A 12,810-nucleotide genomic window follows, 5' to 3' on the forward strand; every position below is an offset into this window, starting at 1 on the left:
TTTTTAAAATAAAGGAGATATATATAATGGCAAAATATTTTGGAACAGACGGCGTAAGGGGCGTAGCTAATAAAGAACTTACCCCTGAACTTGCATTTAAATTAGGACGCTACGGTGGTTACGTATTAGCACATAATGAAGGGGAAAAGCACCCTAAAGTACTCGTTGGTAGAGATACGCGTGTTTCTGGAGAAATGTTAGAATCAGCTTTAATTGCTGGACTTATTTCAATTGGTGCAGAGGTAATGCGTTTAGGTGTTATATCAACGCCCGGAGTTGCTTATTTAACTCGTGCAATGGAAGCTGATTTAGGCGTCATGATTTCTGCTTCTCATAATCCAGTTCCAGATAATGGTATCAAATTCTTTGGTTCAGACGGTTTTAAATTGTCAGATGACCAAGAACAAGAAATAGAAACTCTTTTAGATCAAGATAATCCTGACTTACCTAGACCAATTGGAGAAGATATCGTTCATTACTCTGACTATTTTGAAGGTAGTCAAAAATATATCAGTTATTTAAAATCAACAGTAGATGTAAATCTAGACGGCATGAAAATTGGCTTAGATGGAGCGAATGGTTCTACTTCATCATTAGCGCCATTTTTATTCGGAGATTTAGAAGCAGATACTGTGACAGTTGGATGTAATCCAGATGGTTATAATATAAATAAAGAAGTTGGTTCAACACATCCTGAAACATTAGCTAAGGAAGTTGTAGAATCTGAATGTGACTTTGGACTTGCTTTTGATGGTGATGGAGATAGACTTATCGCTATTGATGAAAATGGAGAAATCGTTGATGGTGATCAGATTATGTTTATTATCGGGCAAGCGATGTCTAAGAATCGTGAGCTTAATAACAATATGATTGTTTCAACAGTGATGAGTAATTTAGGATTTTATAAAGCTTTAGAAAATGAAGGTATTCAATCAAACAAAACTAAAGTTGGAGATCGTTATGTTGTTGAAGAAATGAGAAGAGGCAATTATAATTTAGGTGGCGAACAGTCGGGTCATATCGTTCTTATGGATTATAATACGACAGGTGACGGTTTATTAACAGGTGTACAATTAGCAAGTATTATTAAAATGACTGGTAAAAGTCTAAGTCAACTTGCAGGCCAAATGAAAAAATATCCTCAATCACTAGTCAATGTACGAGTTACAGATAAATATCGTGTAGAAGAAAATATTGTTGTTCAAGAAGTAATGACAAAAGTAGAAGTAGAAATGAACGGGGAAGGCCGTATATTAGTAAGACCTTCAGGTACAGAACCACTTGTTCGTGTAATGGTTGAAGCTTCAACTGATGAAGATGCACAACATTTCGCGCAAACAATTGCAGACGTGGTACAAGATAAAATGGGATTAGACGAATAAACAAATTCCATTTTTGATAAAATAAAAAAACTGGGAACAAGGTTAAAACACTTGTTCCCAGTTTTTTATTACTATTTGACAGCAATTTTAAAATATTATAATACGTTATATGCTTGAACAATTTCTGTAGTTAATTGTTCATCGATTTTAGCATAATTTTTTAAGAATGCTTCAACGCTGTTGGATTTAATATAATCATTTTTCTCTACTGTTTCGGGATCGTTAGAGTCATCATATTTTAACAACAATGCAGCTGCTTTAACTAAACCGTCATGCGCTAAATTATTTTGATATAAATAATTTAATGGCTTAATGATACGATCTTGAGGTCCTATTTTACGAATTGTGCCACGACCGACACGTGTAACTTCGTCCGATAAGTTAGGATTTTTAAAACGACCTATAATTTTTTCAACATACTGTGCTTGTTCATTTTCTGTAAAATCAAATTGACTTGTAATATACTGGCTAGTTTCTTTAAGCACTTTATCTAAATCATGTTTAATATTCTCATCATTAATAGCATCTAATACTGTAGGTTGATTAAAGTATCGACCTGCATAAGCTAGGTAAGCATGACCAGTATTCACAGTTAGTAGTTTTCTTTCAATATATGGTGTTAAGTTATCTACATATTTAATGTGATTTAATTCTGGACCGAACCAATTATCTTTTTCTATAACCCACTCATAAAATGGTTCAACCACGACATCTAAAATATTTTCATTCTTTTGCATTGGCACGATTCTATCGACTGCTGAATTAGCAAAATGGATATGGTCATCTAAAGGACCAGTTATATCTAGAATCGCTTTTTTTAAAGTGTTCGTGGCCATAATAGCATTTTCACATGCCACAATATTTACAGGTGTTTCTTTTTCTTTTAAATAGGGCGCAAATGATTTAGCAATAATTGGTAAGATATTAACACCAACTGCAGTGGTAATTAAGTCTGCTTCTAATACTGCTTCTTTCAAACTTTCAGAAAGAGAACCTGAATCAATTGCATCAACGTTATGCACGCGTGTTGTTGTTTGAGCTTCATCAGCTAAAATGACATCATATTCTTGTTTTTCATCTAAAGCATTAATAATATCAGCGTTCACATCTGCAAATGTTACTTTAACGTCATTATCAGCTAAGATGTAACCGATAAAACCTCTGCCTATGTTACCTGCACCAAAGTGTAATGCTTTCATTATGCGTCAGCCTCCTCAAAGACTTGTTTAATTTCTTCTGCAGATGAAGCTTTAACAATACGCTCAACATTTTCTTCTTCACTAAACGTAATTGCAATTTTAGAAAGTAAATCTAAATGTTCACCGTCTTTACCTGCAATTCCGACAACGACTTTAACTTCTTCACCGTCCCAATCGACACCTTCAGGGATTTGAATTAATGTTAATCCTGATTTTAAGACACTTGTTTTAGCTTCGTCAGTACCATGTGGAATTGCTAAGCCGTTACCCATGAAAGTCGTAACGACTTGTTCACGGTCTTTCATTGCTTGAATATATGCTTCTGTCACGGCACCACTTGAAACTAAGGCTTGTCCCGCTTTTTCAATTGCTTCGTTTTGGTCTTTCATTGATTGGTTAATAAAAATGTTTTCATTACTGAATAATTCGCTCATTTTCTTCACTCCAAGTTTAATAGATTTTGTAATTGTATAAGATAACTCTGTTTTAAAATATCTAACAATTGTTCTGGATGTTGCATAAATTCATCAATATTGTCTAAATGTTCAACCATTTTTCCTGATATGTCACTGACAAGTTGTGACATCGTATCATCATGCGGTACAAACATATTTAATAAATAATTTACTGATAAATCGTCATTTTGATTACTTTTAAGCATGATAGGCTCATTTAAAATCGTAATTAAAATAAAAGGCTTTTGAATTATTTGATTCTTTAAATGAGGTATGGCTATCGGATATGGTTCCAAGACAAATCCTTGAGTGTCCATATGATGCTTAATGAGTTCAGCGAATGACTGACCATCTGTAATAATTTGGTGAGATAATAATGTTTCAGTTAAATAGTTAGTCCAATTAGAAACGCTTATATAATCAATATATACTGAATCAATAAGTTCTAAACCTTTTCTGATATAAGATAGTTTAGCTTCAGGATCTGGTATATTTTGATGTGTATAATCTAATGTGTCGCTTGGTTGTACGTCTTTTTGCATGTTTAGAAATGCAGCAACATGATTAATATCTGAATCAGGCAGTAATGGATTTACAGTGATATAAGGTGTTGTAATATCTAAATCTACGGTCGTGATAATCGCATCAAATTGTGTTGAATCTAATTCATTTAAATCTCCAACAGAAGCTTGTGTCGTTTTTTGAATCTCACTGAATGTTTGCTGTAATCGTGTAGCTAGTAAGCGACTTGTTCCAATACCGCTACTACAAACAACTAAGACGCTATAAAATGGACTTCCTTGATTTTGAATAGCGCCACCAAAATGCAACACAATAAATGCAATTTCACTATCTGGAAAATTAAAATCTGGCCAAATATGTGATAAACCTCGATGTACACTTTCAAAAAGTCTAGGGTATTTATGTTTAATCATTTCTGTTAATGGATTATATGTCTCAATATTTGCGTTCAATCGATTAATTGCAGGAATAAGGTGCAATTTCAAACCTTCACTCAGTGTATCCCAATCTTTAAAGTCTTGTTGTGAATATTTAGCAACAGAGTGAATAAGTTGATCGATACGAGCTTCATCCTTATTATCTTTAAACACTTCAACGGATTCCTTACGTTTCGCACCACGCAAATGAATTGTAATAAAGGTTACTTCTGCTTGATTGAACTGCACGCCATAAATATGTTCTAAATGTAAGGCGAGTGCAGCAGCTACTTTGTGTTCAAATGAATCTTTAACATTATTATAGATATCATTATTTAGCGCAACGTATTCACCATTAAGCATGCGATCGATACTTAATACAATATGCACAGTCAATGTAAGGTAACTAGATTCAGTCAATGAATAGGGGAGTTGATCTAAATGATCCATAAGTATGCGTTCTACTTGGAAAATTTTATCCATATCTACCATCGCCAGTTGAGATTGGTTAATGGATTGATAGACAAAATGATTTTCAATCACTGAATAGAGACTTGTACTATTTAAATTATTGACCATAAGTTGACTTAATAATTCACGTTTTTTTGATTCAGCGCCACTTAAATGAATACCTTCGCCGCGTTTTTTCTGTAATTTTAATTGATATTGATCAAGTTCAATGTCTAATTCATCCAAAAGTTTGGTTAACGTCTGTGTAGATACACCAATTTCATGTGCTAAGCCATATTGCTTGATAGGTTCTTTAGCTTGAATCAAAGCATATAAAATAATAACTTTTTGTTCTTCTTGAGATAAATCGATTGTATTTTGTTGTGACAGTACATTTTTCAGTGAGGTCACTGCATGCTCATCTGCATCGAGTTGTATTCCTTTTTTAGTCACACGTTCTAATTTAATATTAAACGTATTTATGAATGACTCAATGGATTTTAACTCTCTATGAATAGTACGAGAGGATACAGCTAGATGTTGAGCAATGTCATAAATCGTGACATATTGACCGTGATACTTAATTAACATTTCGATAATTTCTTTTTCACGTGTACTCAAAAACATAGTCATACCCTCCAGTATTATTCTATATAATTTTTAATTAATTTTCGTCTTGCTTAAGATTTTCAAGTAATTCATCATATCTAGGTGAATTTAAGAAATTGTCTACTGAAATATGAATTGCATTAGGTGCTTGTTTAATTGCTCTATCGGTAAGTTTTTTCTGTGTAATAACAAGTTGTGCATCCTCAGTTAATTGATTGATTGCGGTATTTGAAACATCCACATCTTGGATACCTGCTTTTTTAAATTTATTACGTAACATACTTGCTCCCATAGCACTTGAGCCCATACCAGCATCACAAGCGAATATAGCATGGTTTACTTTACTATAATCATGCGCATGTACATTTTCTGTATCATAATTATCTAATAAGTCTTCTTCAGATTGTGCTTCACTACTTTCAGTATCTGAAGATGTAGCTGCAGCACCAGTCGTTCCAACAGTATTATTATCTTTATTCCCTGTTAGTTTAGAAGATACACTTGATTTTTTACCTTTAGTAGATTCCATTTTTTCTGTTGCAGCTTCTAAATCTTCATCAGGTTCTTTTGTGAACTTCAAGATGATGGCAGCAACGATGAATGAAACTAAGGCTGCGAGTACTACACCGATAAGCATGTGTAAAAATTCACCTTTAGGCGCGTTCAGAACATAAACGATAAAGGAGCCAGGTGAAGCTGGGCTCTTGAATCCAAAGTCAAATAGTGAATAAGTAGCAACGCCTGTCATACCTCCTAAAATTACAGCTACGAATAGTAACGGACGCATTAATACGTAAGGGAAGTAAATTTCATGAATACCACCTAAGAAGTGGATAATACCAGCACCGTAAGATGTAGCTCTTGCAGTTCCAGTACCAAAAATCATATAAGCAACTAAAATACCTAAACCAGGTCCAGGGTTAGATTCAATTGTATATAAAATGGATTGACCAGCAGAAGCTGCCTGATCGGCACCAAGAGGCGTAAACACGCCATGGTTGATTGCATTATTTAAGAATACGATTTTTGCAGGTTCTACTATAATACTTACTAATGGAAGTAAATGAGCATGTACTAACGTTTCAACTGCTAATGAAAGGATGTACATAATGAATTCCATAATTGGTGCTAAAAGTTTGAAACCTAGGATAGTCATTATAAAACCTAAAATACCAGCAGAGAAGTTATTGAATAACATTTCAAAGCCTTGTGGTGTTCTCGGTTGAATAAATTCGTCAGTTTTTTTCATTAACCAACCAACGAGAGGTCCCATAATCATTGCACCAAGTAACATTGGTGTATCTGGTAAAGCAACGATAACCCCCATTGTTGCTACAGCAGCAATAATACCGCCACGCATTTCATGAATTAAACGTCCACCACTATAAGCAATAAGTAATGGAATCAAGTATGAAATCATTGGTCCAGATAATTCACTTAACTCTTTATTTGGCCACCAACCACCATCAATGAAAATAGCAGCGATAAAACCCCATGCGATAAATGCACCAATGTTTGGCATGATCATACTACTAAGAAACGAGCCAAATGCCTGGACTTTGCGGCCAATACCTTTGTTTTCTTTAGTCTCTGTTTGTGACATAAATTGCACCTCTTTTTCTCTTTTTATTTATAAGTTCATTGTATGGCTGTTTACATTAATAAACAACTTAAAGTAATTTCAAGTTTGTCATAGAGTTTTTGACAACTTTACGACAGTTATCTAATATAAAAAAGAAAGAAAATTACGTAGTGTGACAACATATAAATAAAATTTTAAGTGGTTGTAAAAATAATGTTAATAAATGATTTGCAAAAAACATTGTTTACATTGTACAATAAGAATTATTGAGGGAAAGGAGGACAGTTAAATCGTTTAGTTCAATTATAGCGCCTGTGCAAGTGAAGTGATAAATGTTAAATATTTAAGGTTTATAACAGAAATCTTAATAGACATGATATCAGTACTTGTAGACGAGGAGGATAGTTATCGAACCATCGGCGGATGCTATCCCGGATGTGGCTCATTCGTGAACTTATTAAGGAAAACGTTAGGGCAACCTAGTGCACAAAGTTAATAAGATAGCCAAAAATAAAATAAAAATAATATTATAAGGTGTATGGGACTAATATGCCTATCTTAGACATGGATTCGCTTTTAAATAAACAAAGGCACCAGTCCGTCTATGATGGCTTATAAGCAATTGAACAGGTTCGTACACGCTGAACGTTCGTTGCCCATCGCCATTACATTGGAGGAAAATTAAATGTGTGGAATTGTTGGATATATTGGGCATGATAATGCCAAAGAATTGTTATTAAAAGGTTTAGAAAAATTAGAATACAGAGGTTATGACTCTGCCGGTGTTGCAGTAGTGAATGACAAAGGTAACTCAGTATTTAAATCTAAAGGACGCATTGCTGAGCTTAGAAAAGTTGCAGATAGTGATGATACTGATGGTAATGTAGGTATCGGACATACACGTTGGGCGACACATGGTGTGCCGAATCATGAAAACTCACATCCGCATCAATCAACATCAGAACGATTTACACTTGTGCATAACGGTGTAATTGAAAATTATGAAGAACTTAAAAACGCATACTTAAAAGATGTTTCATTTATCTCAGAAACAGATACAGAAGTGATTGTACAATTAGTAGAATATTTCTCAAATACAGGCCTTGCTACTGAAGCTGCATTTACAAAAGTAGTTTCTTTATTAGAGGGTTCTTACGCACTTGGTTTAATCGATAGTGAAGATAAAGATAAAATTTATGTAGCTAAAAATAAATCACCATTATTAATTGGCGTAGGCGATGATTTCAATGTGATTGCATCTGATGCAATGGCTATGTTACAAGTTACGAACCAATATAAAGAAATTCACGATCATGAAATTGTTATCGTTAAACGTGACGAAGTTATTATTAAAGATCAAGATGGCACTGTTCAAGAAAGAGAAGCTTATACAGCACAAATTGATGCAGCTGATACTGAAAAAGGTGTTTATGACCACTACATGCTAAAAGAAATTCATGAACAACCAGCAGTAATGCGTCGTATTATTCAAGAATACCAAGATGAAGAAGGTAACTTGAAAATGGATGAAGACATTATCAAAGATGTTGCAGCAGCGGATCGTATTTATATTATTGCTGCAGGTACAAGTTATCATGCAGGTTTAGTAGGTAAAGAATTTATCGAAAAATGGGCTGGTATTCCTACTGAAGTTCATGTTTCTTCAGAATTTGTGTATAACACGCCATTACTTTCTGAAAAACCATTATTTATTTATATTTCACAATCGGGTGAAACAGCAGACAGTCGTGCGGTATTAGTTGAAATGAACAGATTAGGTCACAAATCGTTAACGGTTACGAATGTTGCAGGATCAACGTTATCACGTGAATCTAACCATACATTACTATTACATGCAGGCCCGGAAATAGCTGTTGCTTCAACAAAAGCATACACAGCGCAAATTGCCGTACTTTCTATTTTTGCAAAAATCGTAGCGAGAGAACGTGGTAAAGAAGTAGATGTAAGTTTATTACGTGAATTAGCTAAGGTAACAACTGCAATCGAAGCGATTGTAGATGACGCTGATGTTATGGAACAAATTGCAACAGATTTCTTAAGAACTACTCGTAATGCATTCTTTATCGGTCGTACAGTAGACTATAATGTGAGTCTAGAAGGTGCTTTAAAACTTAAAGAAATTTCATATATCCAAGCAGAAGGATTTGCTGGTGGAGAGTTAAAACATGGTACGATTGCGTTAATTGAAGAAGGCACACCTGTGATTGCATTAGCAACACAAGAAAAAGTTAACTTATCAATCCGCGGTAATGTGAAAGAAGTTGCAGCGCGTGGTGCAAACCCATGTATCATTTCAATGGACGGTCTAAACAAAGAAGGCGATACTTACGTAATTCCAAAAGTACATGAACTATTAACACCATTAGTTTCTGTAGTAACGATGCAACTCATTTCTTATTACGCATCACTACACAGAGATTTAGACGTAGACAAACCACGTAACTTAGCAAAATCAGTTACAGTAGAATAAATAAAGATTAAATTATAACTTATTGTTTATATAAAAAAAGGCTGAATCCATTGGTGATTCAGCCTTTTTATTATGTATTAAATTTAGTGAAATACATTGATTTTACTCAAAAAAATTAGGCATAAAATAATTATAAACAATTGTTGCATAACTAAAACAAAAGTAATGTTATTCCTGTATAATAGGAAATAAATAATATCATACAAAAATACATAAAAAGTTGTAAGTACTATAATGTCCGAGATTATAATTTTGAGGGTTTTGAATGATTAACAAGTAACATAATAGGAGCGTACTAAAATGAAGAAAATAAAATATTTAGTTTTACTTTTAATGACTGTTTTTATTGTTGGTTGTGCCAACGGAGAAGATACATCTTCTGCCGATAAAGATACGGATGCAAAGGTAGTCACAGATTTAAAAAATGAAAAAGAAGAAACAGCTACCAAGGTAAAGAATGAAAACAAATCAGAGGAACCTCAAGTAGAAGGTGAAACGACAACTGAAGCTAGTGATGATACGTTTCCAGGCTATGAAAAAATTGAAGTCGATGGTGGTGATATGTCTGGGAACCGTGACGCGAACGTCGTTGTAGATATCGGTTATGGTGATCGAAAATATTGGGCGTTCACTAACGAACACGGGCAATTGACACGAGTTATTGCGGATGAAATTAAAATACAAGATGATGAGACAGAGGATGTGTTATCGTCAGGTAGATATTATGCTGATGAGGCAAAGGTACCTGGTGTTGAAAGTGATGACTTAGACGAAGGACACATTATTGCTGACTCACTTGGTGGCGTGTCGAATGCTTATAATATTACTCCACAAGATAGTACGCTAAACCGACATGGTGATCAAGCTTATCTCGAAAAGACTATCCGAGAAGCGGGCGGAGCTACTAATTTTGAAGCTAATATAACTTATCCCGATACCGAAACACAAATTCCTTCTAGCTATCAATATACTTATACTATAAATGGAAATGAAGTAACAGATTCATTTGATAATGTGAACCCTGATGAACTAAATGAGTCACTTGGGTTAACTGGTAATAAGGAACCAGAGTCTGAGCCAGCAACTTCAACGGGGGATGATGAAACAGTTGCGGATGTTGATTCTGATGGTAATGGACAAGTGACAATTGCAGAAGCTGAAGCTGCAGGGTTCAGCATGCCAATAAATAGTGATCATTGGTTATATGCACATATGGACGATCGAGATAATGATGGGGTCGTAGGTGAATAATATTTCACTGTTTTAATGAAACATTAAATAAATGATATAAGTTTAATTCTATACTGACATACTGTTGATAATTAAAGAAAAGTTTATTGCTGTATATGTATTACTTTCATAAAAGGCTGGTTGCTTTTGCAAACCTGCCTTTTATTTTTGATTTTGAAAGGTATATAGTATTCATATTATTTTCAAATTATAAATTGTTCTATTATGCTAAGATTATTATAAAAATTGTTAAGAGAAACTAAGAGAGGATTTTTAAAATGACGAAACCGAAAATATATACGATGGCTTTCGGCTCTGTATACCCGCATCTGATTAAAAAAGTTGAAAAGAAAGCAAGAACTAAAGCTGAAGCACATGAAGTTATTTGTTGGATGACAGGATATACGCAAACACAAATAGATAAACTTATTGATGACGGAACGGATTATGAAACATTTATTTTACAAGCACCAGAGTTAAATCCTAATAGAACTAAAATTACAGGTGTCATATGTGGTATTCGAGTTGAAAATATGGAGCCGTCAGTTATGAAAGAAATTAGATACTTAGATAAAATGATTGATGAACTAGCTAAAGGCAAAACTTTGGAAAAAATATTTAGAGACGCTCAATCATAAAATAATTTAAGTAAGTGTTTAAAATCAGTTGAAGTGTAAAGAATAGGGGTGATTTCATGCTTGTTGAGTTGAAAAATGTTGCAAGAAGAAAACAAGGAAAAGAAATAATTGAAAATGTGAGTTGGCAAATAAGCGAAGGCGAAAAATGGATGTTATACGGCTTAAATGGTGCAGGTAAAACAACATTACTCAACATCTTAAATGCTTATGAACCACATACATCAGGGACGCTATCATTGTTTGGTATGCAGCCTGGGAACAAAGGTTATTCTGCAGATAATGTACGTGATAAAATAGGGTTTGTTTCAAGCAGTTTAATGAATCGATTTCAAGATGGCGAAATTGTATTAGATGTAGTCATCAGTGGTATTTTTAAATCAATAGGCGTTTATAAAGAAGTGAAAGCGAGTCATATTGAAATGGCTAAACGATATTTAGAGCAAATGGGTATGCGTCAATTTGAAAATCAATATTATGGTTATTTATCAACGGGTGAAAGACAAAAAGTATTGATTGCTAGAGCATTAATGGGTGATCCTAAATTAATGATTTTAGATGAACCTGCTTCAGGATTAGACTTTATAGCACGCGAAGATTTACTCAGTGCACTTGATAAATTATATAAACAAAATCCAAAACTTGCGGTGATTTATGTAACACATTTTGTTGAAGAAATTACACAAAATATTCAACGCGGCTTTTTATTGAAGGATGGTACATGTTATAAGCAAGGAGAACTACAGTCTGTATTAAATAGTGACACTTTAAGTGATTTTTTCAATAGAGATGTGAGTGTGGTTTATCAAAATCAACGCTACTCACTATTTTTAAGACGATAACGCGTTGCGGAAAAGGAAATATAATGCCATAATTTAATACGATAACATGTGATGGAGGATTACTTAAATGGATAATGTGAGAGCAATATTTTTAGATATGGATGGTACGATTTTACATAAAGATAACAGGGTAGATACGGAAACAACTGAAGTGATTCAACAATTAAGAAACCTTGGTTATAAAGTGTTCTTAGCAACTGGTAGAGCACATGACGAAATTCATTATTTGGTGCCTGAAACTTTTGAAGTAGATGGCATTATAAGTTCGAATGGAACGTTAGGTGTAGTGGAAAAAGAGACTATTTTTAAACATGGTCTTTCATATAATACAGTAAGTGAAGTTATTAAACGTGCAAAACAAGAAGCAATATATTATGAAATCTTCCCATTTGGCAGTGACCGTGTCGTACTTAAAGAAGATGAAGCATGGGCGAAGGCTTTATTTGAACCAGCAACACCACCAGGCAAAGTAGGAGAAAGTGAATGGACTTCTAGAAGAGAGTCTTTAAAAGGCAAAGTAGATTGGGAAGATACTATTCCTGATACGTCATTTTCAAAAATTTATTTATTCTCACCTGAATATGAGAAAATCACTAATTTCCGTAATCAATTAATCGAAGATAGTGCAGCATTACAAATCAGTGTATCAAATTCATCACGCTTTAATGCAGAGACTATGGCGTTTAATACAGACAAAGGCACAGGTATTAAAGAGATGATTGAACACTTTGGTATTAATCAGGAAGAAACTTTAGTCATTGGTGATAGTGATAATGATAGAGCAATGTTTGAATTTGGACATTATACTGTTGCTATGAGAAATGCGAGACCTGAAATTCAGGCTTTAGCAAAAGATGTAACATCTTTAACGAATGAAGAAAATGGTGCGGCAGCATATCTAAAAGAACATTTCATAAAATAATAAACATAAAACTGATAGGTTTTCTTGAAAAAGATTATCTATCAGTTTTTTAATATGTTCAAGAACTTTATAATA

10 protein-coding genes are annotated in these 12,810 nt (G+C 33.8%); 6 read left to right on the plus strand and 4 right to left on the minus strand.

Annotated features, from left to right (window positions below; translation table 11 throughout):
• Positions 1 to 26: 26 nt before the first annotated feature.
• Complete coding sequence (gene glmM / locus NSR03_RS02130) at positions 27 to 1,382, plus strand: phosphoglucosamine mutase (RefSeq protein ID WP_069813804.1); 1,356 nt, start codon at positions 27 to 29, stop codon at positions 1,380 to 1,382.
• A gap of 95 nt (positions 1,383 to 1,477) precedes the next feature.
• On the opposite strand, the gene NSR03_RS02135 is transcribed toward glmM, so the two are convergent.
• From NSR03_RS02135 to NSR03_RS02150, 4 genes are read right to left on the minus strand one after another with little or no spacing between them, the layout of a single operon-like run.
• Positions 1,478 to 2,581, minus strand: coding sequence for a mannitol-1-phosphate 5-dehydrogenase (locus NSR03_RS02135; RefSeq protein ID WP_021339809.1), 1,104 nt, complete (start codon positions 2,579 to 2,581; stop codon positions 1,478 to 1,480).
• Entirely contained in the window at positions 2,581 to 3,015 is a 435-nt protein-coding gene (locus NSR03_RS02140) for a PTS sugar transporter subunit IIA (protein ID WP_021339808.1), read from the minus strand. The genes NSR03_RS02135 and NSR03_RS02140 overlap by 1 nt, the downstream gene beginning before the upstream one ends.
• Positions 3,016 to 3,020: 5 nt before the next feature.
• Positions 3,021 to 5,051 carry a BglG family transcription antiterminator gene (locus NSR03_RS02145; protein WP_069813802.1) on the minus strand — a complete coding sequence of 677 codons (2,031 nt, stop codon included), beginning with the start codon at positions 5,049 to 5,051 and terminating at the stop codon, positions 3,021 to 3,023.
• A gap of 37 nt (positions 5,052 to 5,088) precedes the next feature.
• Positions 5,089 to 6,636 (minus strand): PTS mannitol transporter subunit IICB, encoded by a 1,548-nt coding sequence (locus NSR03_RS02150; protein WP_002507024.1) that lies wholly within the window; start codon positions 6,634 to 6,636, stop codon positions 5,089 to 5,091.
• A gap of 664 nt (positions 6,637 to 7,300) precedes the next feature.
• Here NSR03_RS02150 and glmS point away from each other — a divergent pair.
• From glmS to NSR03_RS02175, 5 genes are all read left to right on the plus strand, one after another.
• The gene (glmS, locus tag NSR03_RS02155) at positions 7,301 to 9,106 is read left to right on the plus strand and encodes a glutamine--fructose-6-phosphate transaminase (isomerizing) (RefSeq protein WP_021339806.1); all 1,806 of its coding nucleotides are present in this window, start codon (positions 7,301 to 7,303) and stop codon (positions 9,104 to 9,106) included.
• A gap of 300 nt (positions 9,107 to 9,406) precedes the next feature.
• Positions 9,407 to 10,357: a DNA/RNA non-specific endonuclease gene (locus tag NSR03_RS02160; protein ID WP_021339805.1), complete on the plus strand. Its 951-nt coding sequence runs from the start codon at positions 9,407 to 9,409 to the stop codon at positions 10,355 to 10,357.
• Between the two features lie 257 nt (positions 10,358 to 10,614).
• Positions 10,615 to 10,974, plus strand: coding sequence for a DUF2200 domain-containing protein (locus tag NSR03_RS02165; RefSeq protein WP_069813800.1), 360 nt, complete (start codon positions 10,615 to 10,617; stop codon positions 10,972 to 10,974).
• A gap of 56 nt (positions 10,975 to 11,030) precedes the next feature.
• Positions 11,031 to 11,813, plus strand: a complete 783-nt coding sequence (locus NSR03_RS02170) for an ABC transporter ATP-binding protein (protein ID WP_021339804.1) — start codon at positions 11,031 to 11,033, stop codon at positions 11,811 to 11,813.
• Between the two features lie 67 nt (positions 11,814 to 11,880).
• Positions 11,881 to 12,735 carry an HAD family hydrolase gene (locus NSR03_RS02175; protein WP_002507029.1) on the plus strand — a complete coding sequence of 285 codons (855 nt, stop codon included), beginning with the start codon at positions 11,881 to 11,883 and terminating at the stop codon, positions 12,733 to 12,735.
• The last annotated feature ends 75 nt before the right edge of the window (positions 12,736 to 12,810 follow it).

Origin of the sequence: Staphylococcus sp. FSL W8-1207 (assembly GCF_038003745.1) — a bacterium.
Taxonomy (GTDB): Bacteria; Bacillota; Bacilli; order Staphylococcales; family Staphylococcaceae; genus Staphylococcus; species Staphylococcus equorum.

Excerpts from the sequence above, each read along its gene's own strand:
- glmM (WP_069813804.1), top strand. The coding sequence starts at position 27 with ATGGCAAAATATTTTGGAACAGACGGCGTAAGGGGCGTAGCTAATAAA.
- NSR03_RS02135 (WP_021339809.1), bottom strand. The coding sequence starts at position 2,581 with ATGAAAGCATTACACTTTGGTGCAGGTAACATAGGCAGAGGTTTTATC.
- NSR03_RS02140 (WP_021339808.1), bottom strand. The coding sequence starts at position 3,015 with ATGAGCGAATTATTCAGTAATGAAAACATTTTTATTAACCAATCAATG.
- NSR03_RS02145 (WP_069813802.1), bottom strand. The coding sequence starts at position 5,051 with ATGTTTTTGAGTACACGTGAAAAAGAAATTATCGAAATGTTAATTAAG.
- NSR03_RS02150 (WP_002507024.1), bottom strand. The coding sequence starts at position 6,636 with ATGTCACAAACAGAGACTAAAGAAAACAAAGGTATTGGCCGCAAAGTC.
- glmS (WP_021339806.1), top strand. The coding sequence starts at position 7,301 with ATGTGTGGAATTGTTGGATATATTGGGCATGATAATGCCAAAGAATTG.
- NSR03_RS02160 (WP_021339805.1), top strand. The coding sequence starts at position 9,407 with ATGAAGAAAATAAAATATTTAGTTTTACTTTTAATGACTGTTTTTATT.
- NSR03_RS02165 (WP_069813800.1), top strand. The coding sequence starts at position 10,615 with ATGACGAAACCGAAAATATATACGATGGCTTTCGGCTCTGTATACCCG.
- NSR03_RS02170 (WP_021339804.1), top strand. The coding sequence starts at position 11,031 with ATGCTTGTTGAGTTGAAAAATGTTGCAAGAAGAAAACAAGGAAAAGAA.
- NSR03_RS02175 (WP_002507029.1), top strand. The coding sequence starts at position 11,881 with ATGGATAATGTGAGAGCAATATTTTTAGATATGGATGGTACGATTTTA.